General features: G+C 64.5%; 15 protein-coding genes. 3 read left to right on the top strand and 12 right to left on the bottom strand.

Going from position 1 to position 14,393, the window contains the following annotated elements; genetic code table 11:
* Positions 1–20: 20 nt before the first annotated feature.
* The 3 genes from ACODS1_RS21550 to abc-f all read right to left on the bottom strand — a co-directional run bounded on the left by ACODS1_RS21550 (position 21) and on the right by abc-f (position 3,178).
* Complete coding sequence (locus ACODS1_RS21550; protein WP_322981827.1) at positions 21–653, bottom strand: LysE family transporter; 633 nt, start codon at positions 651–653, stop codon at positions 21–23.
* A 63-nt stretch (positions 654–716) separates the two neighbouring features.
* Complete coding sequence (locus ACODS1_RS21545) at positions 717–1,268, bottom strand: mechanosensitive ion channel family protein (protein WP_322981826.1); 552 nt, start codon at positions 1,266–1,268, stop codon at positions 717–719.
* Complete coding sequence (gene abc-f, locus ACODS1_RS21540; RefSeq protein WP_489087266.1) at positions 1,265–3,178, bottom strand: ribosomal protection-like ABC-F family protein; 1,914 nt, start codon at positions 3,176–3,178, stop codon at positions 1,265–1,267. The genes ACODS1_RS21545 and abc-f overlap by 4 nt, the downstream gene beginning before the upstream one ends.
* Positions 3,179–3,216: 38 nt before the next feature.
* Between abc-f and ACODS1_RS21535 the strand changes: the two genes are divergently transcribed.
* Positions 3,217–3,660 carry a TIGR02444 family protein gene (locus tag ACODS1_RS21535; protein ID WP_489087265.1) on the top strand — a complete coding sequence of 148 codons (444 nt, stop codon included), beginning with the start codon at positions 3,217–3,219 and terminating at the stop codon, positions 3,658–3,660.
* Here ACODS1_RS21535 and ACODS1_RS21530 read toward each other — a convergent pair.
* On the bottom strand, positions 3,657–4,535 hold the full coding sequence (locus tag ACODS1_RS21530; RefSeq protein ID WP_489087264.1) for an AlgP family protein: 879 nt from the start codon (positions 4,533–4,535) through the stop codon (positions 3,657–3,659). The genes ACODS1_RS21535 and ACODS1_RS21530 overlap by 4 nt on opposite strands.
* 138 nt (positions 4,536–4,673) lie before the next feature.
* Between ACODS1_RS21530 and ACODS1_RS21525 the strand changes: the two genes are divergently transcribed.
* Positions 4,674–5,318 (top strand): FKBP-type peptidyl-prolyl cis-trans isomerase, encoded by a 645-nt coding sequence (locus ACODS1_RS21525; protein ID WP_489087263.1) that lies wholly within the window; start codon positions 4,674–4,676, stop codon positions 5,316–5,318.
* Positions 5,319–5,351: 33 nt separating this feature from the next.
* Here the strand turns inward: ACODS1_RS21525 and rsd are convergent, their stop codons facing one another.
* The 8 genes from rsd to ACODS1_RS21485 form a co-directional block, all read right to left on the bottom strand.
* Entirely contained in the window at positions 5,352–5,825 is a 474-nt protein-coding gene (rsd, locus tag ACODS1_RS21520; RefSeq protein ID WP_322981821.1) for a sigma D regulator, read from the bottom strand.
* Between the two features lie 287 nt (positions 5,826–6,112).
* Complete coding sequence (locus ACODS1_RS21515) at positions 6,113–6,604, bottom strand: disulfide bond formation protein B (RefSeq protein WP_322981820.1); 492 nt, start codon at positions 6,602–6,604, stop codon at positions 6,113–6,115.
* 116 nt (positions 6,605–6,720) lie between these two features.
* Positions 6,721–7,968: a heme biosynthesis HemY N-terminal domain-containing protein gene (locus ACODS1_RS21510; protein ID WP_489087262.1), complete on the bottom strand. Its 1,248-nt coding sequence runs from the start codon at positions 7,966–7,968 to the stop codon at positions 6,721–6,723.
* On the bottom strand, positions 7,965–9,089 hold the full coding sequence (locus tag ACODS1_RS21505; protein ID WP_489087261.1) for a uroporphyrinogen-III C-methyltransferase: 1,125 nt from the start codon (positions 9,087–9,089) through the stop codon (positions 7,965–7,967). The genes ACODS1_RS21510 and ACODS1_RS21505 overlap by 4 nt, the downstream gene beginning before the upstream one ends.
* A gap of 12 nt (positions 9,090–9,101) precedes the next feature.
* On the bottom strand, positions 9,102–9,872 hold the full coding sequence (locus ACODS1_RS21500) for a uroporphyrinogen-III synthase (RefSeq protein ID WP_489087260.1): 771 nt from the start codon (positions 9,870–9,872) through the stop codon (positions 9,102–9,104).
* Positions 9,869–10,807 (bottom strand): hydroxymethylbilane synthase, encoded by a 939-nt coding sequence (gene hemC, locus ACODS1_RS21495; RefSeq protein WP_489087259.1) that lies wholly within the window; start codon positions 10,805–10,807, stop codon positions 9,869–9,871. Before hemC ends, ACODS1_RS21500 begins: the two co-directional genes overlap by 4 nt.
* A 128-nt stretch (positions 10,808–10,935) precedes the next feature.
* Positions 10,936–11,682, bottom strand: coding sequence for a LytR/AlgR family response regulator transcription factor (locus tag ACODS1_RS21490; RefSeq protein ID WP_489087258.1), 747 nt, complete (start codon positions 11,680–11,682; stop codon positions 10,936–10,938).
* On the bottom strand, positions 11,679–12,761 hold the full coding sequence (locus ACODS1_RS21485) for a sensor histidine kinase (RefSeq protein ID WP_489087257.1): 1,083 nt from the start codon (positions 12,759–12,761) through the stop codon (positions 11,679–11,681). Before ACODS1_RS21485 ends, ACODS1_RS21490 begins: the two co-directional genes overlap by 4 nt.
* A gap of 233 nt (positions 12,762–12,994) precedes the next feature.
* On the opposite strand from ACODS1_RS21485, the gene argH reads away from it, so the two are divergent.
* Complete coding sequence (argH, locus tag ACODS1_RS21480) at positions 12,995–14,389, top strand: argininosuccinate lyase (RefSeq protein WP_489087256.1); 1,395 nt, start codon at positions 12,995–12,997, stop codon at positions 14,387–14,389.
* Positions 14,390–14,393 lie beyond the last annotated feature (4 nt).

Below are 14,393 nucleotides of genomic sequence, written 5' to 3'. Positions count from 1 at the left end.
AATGGCAGCCTGCGTCGTACTCAGACAGCCGCGCGCTTGACCGTCGCCAGCAAGCCTGCCGCCGCGACGAAGAGCGTCGCGAAACTGCGATTCATCACCCGCTGCTGACGTGGCGTACGCAACAGGCGCAGCACACGCGAGGCGAGGCCGGTATAGCCGGCCATGACGATCAGGTCGACCGTGATCATCGTCACGCCCATCACCAGATACTGCGCCACCAGCGGTTCATGCGGATTGATGAACTGCGGCAGCACCGCGAGCATGAAGACGATGGCCTTGGGGTTACTGAAGTTGACCAGAAAACCACGCAGCACCAAGGTCAGCGGCCGGCCAATGGGGCGCTCGGCCGCACCGGCATCCAAGTCGCTGGGCAGGGCGACCCACTGCTTGTAGGCGAGGAATACCAGGTACGCCACGCCGAACCACTTGATCACGCTGAAGGCCAGGGCCGAGGTGGCCAGAATGGCGCCTACACCAGCGGCCACGATGGCGATCTGCAGGGCCAGGCCAAGTTGCAGCCCCAGCGCGTTCCAGTAGCCACGCCAGAAACCGTATTGCATGCCGGCGGACATCGACGCCACGGCACCGGCACCCGGCGACAGGCTGATCACCCAACAGGCGACGAAGAAGGCGAGCCAGGTTTCCATGGCCATGATGCGGTACCTCGGAGAGCGAAAGCAGTAGATGAGCGCTACAGCCTACTCCTGCCCCGGCGTTCAGCGCCAGCGTCGCACCGACTTCTGAAAGAACAGGCTGTTGGGCACCTGCAACAGCGCGCCGGCGCCCTCTTCGCTCGCGTCCTGCAAGGTGGTGTAGAAAAGGTTGATGGCGATCACCCGCCCCTTTACACCGGGCTTGTCTGCACTCTCGATGACCTCCACGGTATCGCCCATGCGAAACGGGCCCATGGTGAAGATCAGCAGCGCGCAGAACATGTTCGACAGCACGCTCCAGATGGCGAAGAAGGCCACGGCGGCGACGGCGGTGAAGCCGGTAAGCGCCGTCCACAGCACGGTCGCGGAAACGCCGAGGCGCTCCAGCACCATCAGCAGGGCGCTGCCCATGATCAGCCAGCGCACCAGACCACGCAGCGGCAGCAGCACTTCTTGCGGCAACAGGCTGTAGCGCTCGCCAAGGCGACTGATGGCGCGGGTGAGGATGCGCTGCGCCATCCAGGCCAGGAGGATGATCAGCAGCACCTGGCCCGCACGCACCAGCGGGTCGCGCCAGGTAGCGAGCAGTTGCAGCAGATCGGCTTGCTCGATCATTCGGCCTCCTCCAACTGTTGCTGCAGCGCCTCCAGGGTTTCCAGCGCCAGCAGCCAGGCTTCTTCCAGCTCCGCTTCGCGTGTCTTGAGCTGCGCCTGCTCGGCCAGACGCTGGCGCAACTCGTCCTTGCGTGCGGACTCGTACAGGGCGCTGTCGCCCAGTTGGGTTTCCACGGCGGCGAGCTTTTCCTGCACCTTGCCCAGTTCCTGTTCGAGCTTGTCGGCCTGCTTCTTGTGCGGTGCCAGTTGCTGGCGCAGCGCCGCAGCAGCCTGGCGCTGGGCGCGCTTGTCGGTCTTGTCCGCCGCACCCTCGGCCGGCGCACTCGGCGGCGCCTGGCGCTGACGGTAATCGACCAGCCAGCGTGCGTAGTCGTCGAGGTCGCCATCGAACGGCACCACGCGGCCCTCTGCAACCAGGAGGAATTCGTCGGTAGTGCTCTTGAGCAGATGGCGATCGTGCGAGACCACCACCACGGCGCCGGCAAATTCCTGCAGGGCCATGGTCAACGCCAGGCGCATTTCCAGGTCGAGGTGGTTGGTCGGTTCATCGAGCAGCAGCAGGTTGGGCTTGCCCCAGGCGATCAACGCCAGGGCCAGGCGCGCCTTCTCGCCACCGGAGAAATTCACCACCGGCTCGTCGCAACGCGCGCCACGGAAGTCGAAACCACCGAGGAAGTCGCGCAGGGTCTGCTCACGCTCGCTCGGCGCCAGACGCTGCAGGTGCAGCAACGGGCTGGCCTTGTCGTCCAAAGCGTCCAGCTGGTGCTGGGCGAAATAGCCGATCACTAGGTTCTCGCCACGGGTCAGGCTGCCACTCAGCGGCTGCAGCTCAGCGGAGAGGTTCTTGATCAGCGTCGACTTACCCGCGCCGTTGGGGCCGAGCAGGCCGATACGCGCGCCCGGTACCAGGCTCAGTTTGACCTGCTGCAGCACGGTCTTGTCGCCATAGCCGAGGCGACCTTCGCTGAGGCTGAGCAGCGGCGTGGAGATCTTGTCGGCCTCGCGGAAGACGAAGTCGAAGGGCGAGTCGACATGCGCTGCGCTCAGTTCCTCCATGCGCTCCAGCGCCTTGATCCGGCTCTGCGCCTGACGGGCCTTGGTGGCCTGGGCCTTGAAGCGGGCGATGTACTTTTCCATGTGCGCGCGTTGCGCCTGCTGCTTCTCGTACGCCTGTTGCTGCTGGGCCAGACGCTCGGCGCGGGTGCGCTCGAAGGCCGTGTAGCCACCGCGGTACAGGTTCAGCTTGCGCTGCTCGACATGGGCGACGTGGTCGACCACGGCATCGAGAAAATCACGGTCGTGAGAAATCAGCAGCAAGGTACCGGGGTAGCTCTGCAACCAACCCTCGAGCCAGAGAATCGCATCTAGATCCAGGTGGTTGGTCGGTTCGTCGAGCAGCAGCAGGTCGGACGGACACATCAGCGCCTGGGCCAGGTTCAGGCGCATCCGCCAGCCACCGGAGAAGTCGCCGACGCGGCGATCCATCTGTGCGTTCTCGAAGCCCAGACCAGCCAGCAGCTTGCGCGCGCGGGCGTCGGCGGTATAACCGTCGGCGCTGTCCAGCTCGCTGTGCAGACGGGCGATGGCAGCGCCGTCATGCGCCTGCTCGGCAGCGGCCAGTTCGGCCTGCACGCGGCGCAGGTTGTGGTCGCCATCGAGCACGTAATCCACCGCCAGACGCTCGAGGTTGTCGACCTCCTGGCGCATGTGCGCGATACGCCAGTCGCCGGGCAGCAGGCAATCGCCTGCGTCTGGCGTCAGCTCGCCACGCAACAGGGCGAACAAACTGGATTTACCGGCGCCGTTGGCACCGATCAGACCGGCCTTGTGACCGGCGTGCAGGGTCAGTTCCGCACCTTCGAGAAGGCGTTGCAGACCGCGCTGTAGAGTGAGGTTCTGGAGTCGGATCATAATGGCCGCGGAGTCTACCAAATCGCCCCGGAGGCCGCGTGCAGGATCTGTGGAATTTCGCCCTCGAACTCTACGCCAGGCCCGGTGTGGAACAGGCCTGCCTGCAGCTGCAGGACGCAGGCGGTGATGTTTGCCTGTTGCTGACGGGCGCCTGGCTACAACGACGGGGAGTGCTCAGCAAGGAAAGCCGCCTGCGCGAACTGCGCGATCTTGCCGAACCCTGGCAACAGGAGATGGTGATGCCGCTGCGGCAGTTGCGCCAGCACTGGCGCAACGCTGCCCAGCAGGATGCCGACTGGGCAACCTTGCGCGAACAGCTGAAGAAACTGGAGCTGCAGGCCGAGCGGGTGCTGCTCGAACGATTGCAGGCGTTAGCCGAGAACTGGCCGGATGGAGAGGCCGAAGACGACTGGCTGTCGGCCTTGGCAGGCCAGGAAAGCGCCGCGCTGCAAGTGCTGCGCGGCGCCATCCGAGGGCTTTAGGACGCGCTGGGCGTCACAGGGGCAGACGCAGCTTCGGCCGCGGCAGGCGCTGCCGGGGCCGCAGGTGCGGCAGCAGGCTTGGTAACGGCCTTTTTCACCGGTGCCTTGGCAGCAGCCGGTTTCTTCGCTGCGACGGGCTTGACTGGAGCAGCCTTCGGCGCCGGTTTGGCAGCAACAGCTTTGGCTGCAGCAGGCTTGGCGACGGGCTTGCTGGCCGCTGGCTTGACCGGCGCCTTGGCTGCTACCGGTTTGACCGCTGCTGGCTTGGCAGGTGCTTTGGCAACTGCAGGCTTGGCCGCAGCTTTTGGCGCAACCGGCTTGGCGGCAACGGCCTTGCTGGCAGCGGTTTTGGCAGCCGGCTTGCTCGCCGGTTTAGCGGCAGCGGGTTTGGCTGGCGCCTTTTTCACCGGAGCCTTGCTAGCGGCGGGCTTTTTCTCCACCGCAGGCTTGGCGACCGGGGCGGCCGCTTTGGTCTCACGTGCATCGAGCGCCTTGGAAGTCGCTTCCTTTACTTTGCCCACACCCTGGGCCAGCTTCAGGCTCTCCTGAGCATCACGCTTGAGCTGGGCGATGTAGGTGCGGGTCTCGCTCTGGCGATTTTTCAGGGTATCGAGCAGTTCTTCCAGCTCGGCAACCGCGTCCTTGGCCTTGGCTTGCGCCTTCGCCTTACCGGCAACGGCGGCATCCTGCAGCTTGCCGCGGGCCTTGTGCAGTTTTTCCTGAGCCTTGCCACGCTGCTTTTCCAGCTTGGCGAGCAGTTTTTCGGCATCGACCAGCGCTTGCGAGCAGGCGTTCTCGAGATGCTCGAGCAGGCTACCGGCGAGTTGATGCAACAGATGCAACGGGGTACTGACGGACTTCTTCTTGGCCGACATGGCGCGCCTCCAGGCGGATGTGGATGCACCATACTAGTCGCGCGCGTCATGCCCCGCCATAGGCCCGTGGATGACGCCGCACGGCAACCCACGCCAAGCGCTGGCATAATCGCCGGCAACTCGCCTGGAGACTTCGTCATGCGCCGCGCCCTTGCCCTCGCCCTGAGCTTTGCCGCCACCCCGTTGTGGGCCGCGCCTGCGCAGGATGATCTCGCCTACAGCCTCGGTGCACGCCTGGGGGAGCGCCTGCGTAGCGAAGTGCCGGAACTGCCGCTGCCCGTACTGATCGAGGGCTTGCGCCAGGCCTATACCGGTCAGCCACTGCGCCTGGACGAAGCACGCATCGACCAGTTGCTCGAAGAGCACGAAGCGCGGATGGAGCAAAACCCGCAGCATCACGCCAAGGCTCGCCAGGATGAAGAACGCTTTCTCGCCGAGGAACGCCGCAAGCCGGGAGTGCGGGCTCTTGAAAATGGCGTATTGATTACCGAACTACGCGCCGGCGACGGCGCCAAACCCAGCGCCCGCAGCCGCGTGCAGGTTCGCTATAGCGGGCAGCTGGCAGACGGCAGTTTGTTCGACGAGAGCCTGACACCGCAGTGGTTCAGGCTCGACAGCCTGATCGCTGGCTGGCGTAGCGCCCTGCTGCAGATGCCGACAGGCGCGCACTGGCGCCTGGTCGTGCCATCGGCGCAGGCATACGGAGAGGAAGGTGCGGGCGACCTGATTCCACCCTTCTCGCCCCTGATCTTCGACCTGGAGCTGGTGGATGTGAGCAACTGACGAAGGGAGTGGCGCAGGCCACTCCCGCCCGTCTCAAACCAGCGCGGCAGCCTGCTCCTGATGGGCGTTGTGCAGCACTTCGATCAGGCAGTCTTCCAGCTCGAAGCGCTCATGCAGCAGTTGCCCCAGGTGATGCAGTTGCTCCGACAACGACACGTCATCGCGGCAATCGCCGTTGTCACAGCGGTCATTGAAGGCCAGCGCCACCGCCGTGATGGCTTCGAGGCGAGGATAGATCTGCTTGGCCAGTTCCAGCCCGCGCTGATCGTTGAAGGCCTTGGCTTCATTGGTCAACTGTTCGTAGACCTCGAAATGCCCGGCCGATACGTAATCGACCATCAATTGGCAGAAGCCCTGCAGGGCCTCGCTGCTGGTGCTAGGCACCTGCGGCACATCGACAAGCCCTTTGTAGGCGGTGACCAGTTCATGGCGCTCGTGCAACCAGCGATCGATCAACTGGTGCACGCCTCCCCAGCGCTCTTGGGCGTTGCGACAACTCTCAAGCATGATGAACCTCACTTCCCTTCTCGGTAATGCCTGTTATCTGTCCATTCCGAGACGTTCTTGTGGCTTTTCGTCAGCCAATACGCTCACTCGGGATCTGGCGCCTGGCAGACAAGCCGCTCGCGACATTTTTCTGTCGAACAGAGCCAAACCTCGAAGAAGCAACAGGCATACGGCGTATTTCCGACGTCGCGTGGGGGCCAGATTATGCCCACGGACAGTACCCTTCAAGGTATCCGAACAGAAAAGTTCATACGAGCGTTTAATCGGCAAATCACAGCCGAAGCGGCTCAACGGCGACGCAGCAACTGATAGAAAGCGAAGCCCAGCATGCCGATGAAGCCCAGCAGACTCCACTCGGGAATGCTCATGCCAAACAGGGTCCAGTTGACCTCGGCGCAATCCGCCGTACCGCGGAAGACCTTGCTGACGATTTCCTGAAGCGGGAATGCCTCGATCATGTATTCGAGTCCAGGCAGGCAAGCCTCCAGTTGCTCAGGCGGCACGCTTTGCAGCCAGATCTGCCGGCCAGCGGTTGCCGCTCCGCCGAGGGCGAACAGCAGTGCCAGCACCGCATAGACGCGCTGACCGCCACGCGCCGGGCCATGAATGGCCGCCACCAGGCAGACCAGACCGAAGCCGATCACGCAGATACGCTGGACGATGCACAGCGGGCAGGGTTCGAGCCCCACCACATGCTCCAGATAAAGAGCCACTGCCATGAGCAGGACGCAGCCGAGGAATGCCAGGAAGAACAGGGGACGCGGGCTGGCCAATTGCATGATGGCTCCGGGAGGGGAATCGAGGGCAGTACGGTAGAGGAAAGCGAGGGCGCCTTTCAAGGCGCCTCGCGTTCGATCAGGGGCTGTTCATCCAAACGAAACGCCCCTTTGTCCATTCAGACGCTTGCGGCCTGGGGTTGCGGCAGGTTCGGCAAGCGCTGATGAAGCAGATTGTGGCTCTCCAGCAGCAACTGATTGCTGCGTTCCAGCTCGCCCAGCTGAGCCAGCAGACGTGCCAGCTCGGCACAGGTTTCTGGGTGGCGTTCAAGGCGCAGGCTGCTCTCGAAGTAATCGCGGGCCTTGCCCCACAACTGATTCTGCAGGCATAGCCGCCCCAGGGTCAGTTGCAGCGCCGGGTCATCGGGATGCTGCTTCAGCCAACCCTCGGCGTTCTCCAACTGGCGTGCTGGGTCGCTGCCGCGCAAAACACCATAGAAACGTGCCAGACGACTGTCATAGCTGCGTTTGAGTGCCGCGCGCAGCACCTGCTCGGCTTCCTCCTGCGCGCCCAGCCGACGCAATTGCTCGACGTAGGCGGCAATCAGCTCGGGCTCTTGGCGCAGGGCGGAAGATAGCTGGTTCCAGGCCTGAGTCAGTGGCTGCAGAGCCGTTTCACCCTCGCTCAGTCCTTGCTCACCGAGATCAGCCAGACGTCCCCGCCAGACTTGTCGCTCCAGCTCATCCAGCTCGGCAGCCGGCAGCGCCTTTTCCTTGCCCAGCTCGGGCAGCAGACCCAGCAATGCAGACCAGTCCTGACGCTGCTGGTAAAGCTGCTGCAAACGCCGCAGCACCTGGTGATGGCTGGGATGACGCTCACGCATGGCCTGCAGGGTGTCCAGTGCGGCATCGCTCTGGCCACGTTCGACCTGCAATTGCGCGTGAGTCAAAGCAATGGCCAATTCAGCCTGGGGTTGCTGCTGCAGCGCACGCTCGAGCAAGGCATCGCTCTGCTCATGCTGCCCCAGCTTGTTCGCGGCGCGGGCAGCGCCGAGGTAATACATCAGCGGCTGGCTATCGGCCTCAGCGGCGCGTGACAACTGGCGCAGCGCGCGGGCCCAGCGTCCTTCGGCCAGATCCAGCAACCCTTGCTCGGATGCCTGGCGTACGCGCCGATTGCGATGCAGGCGCGACCAGGGGTTGGCCAGTCGGGTAGAGCTGAGCAACAGACGCAACAGTGCCTTGGTCAGGTAATAGAGCGCCACCAGCACGATGACCAGGGCGAGGAATGCCCACAGCCCGGACTGGTAACGGAAGCCCTTGTAGGCGAACAGGACATAGCCATGATCGGCTTCGATGGCGAGACTCAGCAGGTAGATGCCGGCACCGATGGCTAGCAATACGAGGAGCCAGAGCAGGCGCTTCATTGCACCTCCTCGGCCGCTGCGGCCCCCTGCCGACGCTGGTCATGCTTGCGTTTCAGATAGGCCTGCAACGCATCGAGCGATTCGCTCAGATCCGGCACCTTGACCTCGACGCTCGCATCAGCCAGCTCAGAGAAACGCTGACGCAGGGCACGACTGTCCGGGTTATCCAGATTGAAGTGGGCATCGAGAATCTCCTCGGCCTGTTTCAACGACTGTTTGTACACACCAGCCTGCCCATGCAGCGCGGCCCACTGGGCCTGCTCCAGCGCCAGCGACAGGCTCAGACGGACTTGCGCCAGGCTCTGCCCGGACAGCAGCGGGCGCACATTGCGGTCGGCATCGAATTCGATACGGAAATACTGCGACAGGGTTTTCAGCCACTCGCTCCACCAGGCACTGCCATCGCCTTCGGCAGCCAGTTCGGAAAGCGCGTCACCCTGGCCCTCCAACGTCGGCGCCAGTGGATTGAGGGTGGCGGCCTGCTCACGCAGGGCGCCGAGTTGCAGGAACAATCCCACGCGATCCGGGCGCTGCGTGGTACGCAGGGCTTCCAGACTGCGGCTCAATTGTTCGCGGGCGGCGTAGGCGGCAGGGTCGTCCTGCTGACGAAGAATGTCATCGGCTGCCTGCACCAGAGCCTCGGCACTGGTGACGTCCTGCAGCGCATTCAGGCGCAGGGTGGCCAGACGCAGCAGGTGTTCAGCTTCGTCCAGGCGCCAGTCCTGGCGCGAACCGTCGAGTACGGACTCCAGACGCTGGCTCAGACGCTGCTGATCGCCTTGCAGGCTGGCCAACAGACGGCGACGCTCATCCAGCTCGGCAGCACTGGGCAGCGCGGCCAGACGCGAATCCAGGCGCTGAGCCAGCTCGTCCACTTTCGTGGCACTGGCGTCATTCATACGCTGCATGGCCTGCGTCTGTTGTTGCTGCTGCCCCTGCAACTGCTGCAATTGCCAGAGACTCCAGCCGCCGGCAGCAGCGCCGCCCAGACCGACCAGCAAGGCGAGCGCAGCAAACGCACCAGCCGCTGAACGTGGCGCCTTGGCGGGCGGAGTGGGAGGCGTTGGTACCTCGAGGGTCGGGTTTTCTTCTTGTGCTTTCGGGGTGGCTGCTTCGCTCACGTATCCGTCCTTTTAGAGGGCGGCAGCCGGAAACTGCTCCAGGGCTGCCAGCAAGGCCGCGGCACTCGCACCGCGACAGTCCACAACGATTTCGGCGCCTGCAAGGCGCGCCTGATCCGCCACACGCGGGCTGGGTACGAACAAGGGTAGCCGAGCCAGCGCCGGCCAGTCATCGCCTGCCAGTTGCTGCAGGTGTTCAAGCCCCTGTCCACTGCTGACCACCAGGCCGTTCAAGCGTTCCGCTCGCACACAGCGCGACAACTCCCCAGCCGGGTAGGCAGGCAGCGTGCGCCGGTAAAGTGGCAGATAGTCGACCGTGACGCCTTGGCCGCGCAAGCGCTCGGCCAGAAATTCTCGGCCACCCTCACCGCGCAGGATCAGCACGCGCGGCAACGACGCCCCGGCGATGGCCTGCTGCAGGCCCGGCAACGCCAGCAGCGCCTCGCTGTCATCACCGGTCTCGGGGTAGTGCACCTGCAGGCCACGCTCGGCCAGCAGCGCAGCCGTGGCGGCGCCGACGCTGAACCAGGGCATGCTGGGCAGCGACGTCCGCAACTGGGCGAGCAACTGCAAGCCGATCCGCGCCGCTGGTTTGCTGACCACGATCACCGCGCAATAGCGCTGCAGGTCGGCGAAGGTGCTGCGCTGTGCGTCCGTCTCGGCCAGTGCCTCGATAGCCAGCAGCGGCATGCAGTGGCTGGCGATACCCTGCGCAGCCAGTGTCTGCGCCAGCGCCGCACAATCCTCCGCAGGACGGGTCAGCAGCAGGCGCCAGCTGTTCACGGGTGACCGGCCTCACCATAGACCGCCTTGAGGATGTCCTCCGCGCCCTGCGCCAGCAGCGCCTCGGCGACCCGCACGCCCAGCGCCTCGGCATCGCCACTGGCAGCACGCTCCTCGGCGCGCAGCAGCAAGCCACCGTCCGGTTGGCCGACCAGGCCACGCAGCCACAGCTGGTCATCTTCGAGCAGGGCGTAGCAGGCAATGGGTACCTGGCAGCCGCCATTCAGGCGTTTGTTCAGGGCACGTTCGGCGGTGACGCGCAGGGCGGTTTCGCGGTGGTGCAGCGGCGCCAGCAAGGCATGCACGTCAGTGTCGGCGCTGCGGCACTCGATACCCACGGCGCCCTGCCCCCCGGCCGGCAGGCTGTCCTCGGCGCTGATCGAACTGCGAATGCGCGCCTCGAAGCCCAGGCGAATCAGCCCGGCGGCGGCGAGGATGATGGCGTCATACTCGCCGGCATCGAGCTTGGCCAGACGGGTGTTGACGTTGCCACGCAGGAACTGGATTTTCAGATCGGGCCGGCGCGCCAGCAACTGGGCCTGACGGCGCAGACTGGAGGTGCCGACCACGCTGCCAGCCGGCAGCGCGTCAAGGCTGTCGAAGGTGTTGGAGACGAAGGCATCGCGCGGATCTTCACGCTCGCAGATGCAGTAAAGCCCCAGGCCCTCGGGAAAATCCATGGGCACGTCCTTCATCGAATGCACGGCGATGTCGGCTTCGTTCTCCAGCAGCGCGGTCTCCAGTTCCTTGACGAACAAGCCCTTACCGCCAATCTTCGCCAGCGGCGCGTCGAGCAGCTTGTCGCCACGGCTGACCATGGGCACCAGGCTGACCTTGAGGCCAGGATGCGCCTGTTCCAGACGGGCTTTGACGTATTCGGCCTGCCAAAGGGCCAGGGCACTCTTGCGGGTGGCGATGCGGATTTCGCGGGACATGGGGCAATTCCAGAGAACGAACTGCCGCCATCATAGCAAGCTCGGGACATCGAGCGCCCCGGCGCGATGGTCGCAGGATGTCAGGGCGCGACATGCCAGGCAGCAATCGTTCGGCCTGGCAGGCCGCGTCAGAGGTTCTGCATCAGCTTGCGCACACCGGCGACATGACGCCGGCTCACCACCAGAGCGTCGCCGCCGAGCCCCTTGAGGAAAAGCTGGAAATGCCCCAGCGGCGTGCGCTGCAGGCGCTCGATGCGCTCGCGTGCGACCAGTGCGTTGCGGTGGATACGCACGAAGCGGTCGCCGAACTCATCCTCGAGGGCCTTGAGCGGCTCGTCCAGCAGCACTTCGCCGCCTTCGTGGCGCAGGGTCACGTATTTGTGGTCGGCGATGAAGTAGATCACCTGATCCAGCGGGATCAGCTCGATCCCCTTGCGGGTGCGCGCACTGATGTGAGTACGCGGGCCATTGCCGGTTTCCGCCGCAGGGCGCGTCAGTGCCGCCAGTTGCACACGATTGGGACGCTCGGCCTTCTTCAGTGCTTCGCTGAGGTTTTCCGGGCGCACCGGCTTGACCAGATAGCCGACGGCGCTGACCTGGAAGGCCTCCAGGGCGAATTCGTCATGCGCGGTGCAGAAGATCACCGCCGGCGGCGCTTCACGCTCGCAGAGCTTGGCCGCGACCTGCAGCCCGTCCAGCCCGGGCATGCGGATATCCAGCAGGACGACATCCGGTTTCAGGCTGTCGATCAGGGTCAGCGCCTCCTCGCCATTGCTGGCGGCAGGCTCCAGGACTCGGTAACCCTCGAGTTCGCCGACCATGCGGCTGAGGCGCTCGCGGGCGAGGGGTTCGTCATCGACGATCAGGACATTCATATTGCTCTGGCTTCCTGCGTGAGTCTCGCACAAGGATAGCGTAGACAGCTGTAGTGACGGCCGTCACGGCGCTCCACGCTGAGACTCGCACGCGGGCCGAAAAGTGCCGTCAACCGCGCATCGATATTACCCAGTGCCTGGTGCGTACCCCGTGATGGCGTCTGCTCGCCACGCTCTTCATACGGATTGCTTACACACAAACTGAACACACCGTCCTGGTAATCCGCGTCGATCCGCACCAGGCCACCTTCGATGCGTGGCTGGATGCCGTAGATCAACGCGTTTTCCAACAAGGGTTGCAGGGTCAGCTGGGGAATCGGCAGATCCTCCGGCACACCTTCGACCTCCCACTGCAACTGTAGTCGCTCACCGAGCCGATAGTGCTCGATGGACAGATATCGTTTTGCCAACTCCATCTCCTCTCCCCACGAGACCAGCGAGCCGGGCCTGGCCAGGCTCGCCCGGAACAGGTCGGACAGATCCAGCACTGCCTGCTCCGCCTTGGCGGGATCGATCGCGACCAGGCTGGCAATGCTGTTCAGGCTGTTGAACAGGAAGTGCGGACGGATACGCGCCTGCAACGATTCGATGCGTGCGCGCAGTTCAGCCTGCTCCTGCCGACGCCATTGGCTCTGCAGATAGAAATAGCGTAGCAGCAGCGCAGACATGATCAGGCTTATCAGCGCATGACGCAGATAAAGCCGCGTCTCGCCATTGCGTGGCAACGGCCCGCCAAGGTCGTAGTAATCCGCCACCGCCGTGCAACACAGGGTCAGCACCACCACCAACAGGCAACACAGCACACCGGCCAATGCCGGGCGCAGCCGCGCCAACAGCGGCCGCAGCCGGCACAACAGCGCGGCGGAAAGGAGCACGATCCACTGCACGAACAGGGACGTCAGCGCCAGGCGCACCCAATCGAACGTCGGCAACATGGGCTCGGCGAGCACCAGTACCAGCACCAGCAGCTCGGCCAGCAGCACCATGCTCAGCAGCGCTTCAGGCTGGCACAGTTCGGGCACGAAGAAGTCATCGACCGAAGTCGTCTTCGCAGGGTTCACAGCAGTTCGGCTAGGCATCACAGCAGTTTCCGTGTCGCTTCAGGCGGCAGCAAGCCAGACGGCGCCAGCCAAGCAAAATAAAGCACCAAAATGCCGACCAGACGACAAATTCATCGACGCCCTCGTTATCGGCATCTGCAAACCTCATGACGCCTTCTCTGATCGGCAGCGAGCCAGACCCTGTTATTATCGGCACACTTTGTCCGCCATGCTGGCCGCCGATGCGGCTTGCCCGATCCAGAGCCCAAATCATGAGCAGCGAAAAAACCAACCAATCCTGGGGCGGCCGCTTCAGCGAGCCCGTCGACGCCTTCGTAGCCCGCTTCACCGCCTCGGTCGAATTCGACAAGCGCCTGTACCGCCACGACATCATGGGCTCCATGGCCCACGCCACCATGCTGGCCAAGGTCGGCGTGCTCACCGATGCCGAGCGTGACGCCATCATCGACGGCCTGAAGCAGATTCAGGGCGAGATCGAAGCTGGCCAGTTCGACTGGCGCGTCGACCTGGAAGACGTGCACATGAACATCGAGGCACGCCTGACCGACCGCATCGGCGTGACCGGCAAGAAGCTGCACACCGGCCGCTCGCGCAACGACCAGGTGGCCACCGACATCCGCCTGTGGCTGCGTGACGAGATCGACCTGATCCTGGCCGAGATCACCCGTCTGCAGCAGGGCCTGCTGGGCCTGGCCGAAGCCGAAGCAGACACCATCATGCCCGGCTTCACCCATCTGCAGACCGCGCAGCCAGTGACCTTCGGCCATCACCTGCTGGCCTGGTTCGAGATGCTGTCGCGCGACTACGAGCGCCTGGTCGACTGCCGCAAGCGCACCAACCGCATGCCGTTGGGCTCGGCGGCACTGGCCGGCACCACCTACCCGATCGCTCGCGAAATCACCGCCGAGCTGCTGGGTTTCGACGCCGTGGGCGGCAACTCGCTGGACGGCGTGTCGGATCGCGACTTCGCCATCGAATTCTGCGCCGCCGCCTCCCTGGCGATGATGCACCTGTCGCGCTTCTCCGAAGAGCTGGTGCTGTGGACATCCGCGCAGTTCCAGTTCATCGACCTGCCGGATCGTTTCTGCACCGGCTCCTCGATCATGCCGCAGAAGAAGAACCCGGACGTGCCCGAGCTGGTGCGCGGCAAGAGCGGCCGCGTATTCGGCGCCCTGACCGGCCTGCTGACCCTGATGAAAGGCCAGCCGCTGGCCTACAACAAGGACAACCAGGAAGACAAGGAACCGCTGTTCGACGCCGCCGATACCCTGCGCGACAGCCTGCGCGCCTTCGCCGACATGGTGCCGGCGATCAAGCCCAAGCGCGAAATCATGCGCGAGGCGGCGCTGCGCGGCTTCTCCACCGCCACCGACCTGGCCGACTACCTGGTACGCAAGGGCCTGCCGTTCCGTGACTGCCACGAGATCGTCGGCCACGCGGTGAAGTACGGCGTAGAGAGCGGCAAGGATCTGGCCGAAATGAGCCTGGACGAACTGCGCCAGTTCAGCGACCAGATCGAGCAGGACGTGTTCGCCGTGCTGACCCTGGAAGGCTCGGTGAATGCCCGCGACCATATCGGTGGCACGGCTCCGAATCAGGTGCGTGCTGCGGTACTGCGTGGCCGCGAATTGCTGGCGACTCGCTGAACGC

The sequence above is a fragment of the Pseudomonas sp. FG29 genome, from assembly GCF_057809355.1.
Note: the sequence above shows the minus strand (reverse complement) of the source record. Positions and strands in the feature narration are given on the sequence as shown.

Excerpts from the sequence above, each read along its gene's own strand:
- ACODS1_RS21550 (WP_322981827.1), bottom strand. The coding sequence starts at position 653 with ATGGCCATGGAAACCTGGCTCGCCTTCTTCGTCGCCTGTTGGGTGATC.
- ACODS1_RS21545 (WP_322981826.1), bottom strand. The coding sequence starts at position 1,268 with ATGATCGAGCAAGCCGATCTGCTGCAACTGCTCGCTACCTGGCGCGAC.
- abc-f (WP_489087266.1), bottom strand. The coding sequence starts at position 3,178 with ATGATCCGACTCCAGAACCTCACTCTACAGCGCGGTCTGCAACGCCTT.
- ACODS1_RS21530 (WP_489087264.1), bottom strand. The coding sequence starts at position 4,535 with ATGTCGGCCAAGAAGAAGTCCGTCAGTACCCCGTTGCATCTGTTGCAT.
- ACODS1_RS21525 (WP_489087263.1), top strand. The coding sequence starts at position 4,674 with ATGCGCCGCGCCCTTGCCCTCGCCCTGAGCTTTGCCGCCACCCCGTTG.
- rsd (WP_322981821.1), bottom strand. The coding sequence starts at position 5,825 with ATGCTTGAGAGTTGTCGCAACGCCCAAGAGCGCTGGGGAGGCGTGCAC.
- ACODS1_RS21515 (WP_322981820.1), bottom strand. The coding sequence starts at position 6,604 with ATGCAATTGGCCAGCCCGCGTCCCCTGTTCTTCCTGGCATTCCTCGGC.
- ACODS1_RS21510 (WP_489087262.1), bottom strand. The coding sequence starts at position 7,968 with ATGAAGCGCCTGCTCTGGCTCCTCGTATTGCTAGCCATCGGTGCCGGC.
- hemC (WP_489087259.1), bottom strand. The coding sequence starts at position 10,807 with ATGTCCCGCGAAATCCGCATCGCCACCCGCAAGAGTGCCCTGGCCCTT.
- ACODS1_RS21490 (WP_489087258.1), bottom strand. The coding sequence starts at position 11,682 with ATGAATGTCCTGATCGTCGATGACGAACCCCTCGCCCGCGAGCGCCTC.
- ACODS1_RS21485 (WP_489087257.1), bottom strand. The coding sequence starts at position 12,761 with ATGCCTAGCCGAACTGCTGTGAACCCTGCGAAGACGACTTCGGTCGAT.
- argH (WP_489087256.1), top strand. The coding sequence starts at position 12,995 with ATGAGCAGCGAAAAAACCAACCAATCCTGGGGCGGCCGCTTCAGCGAG.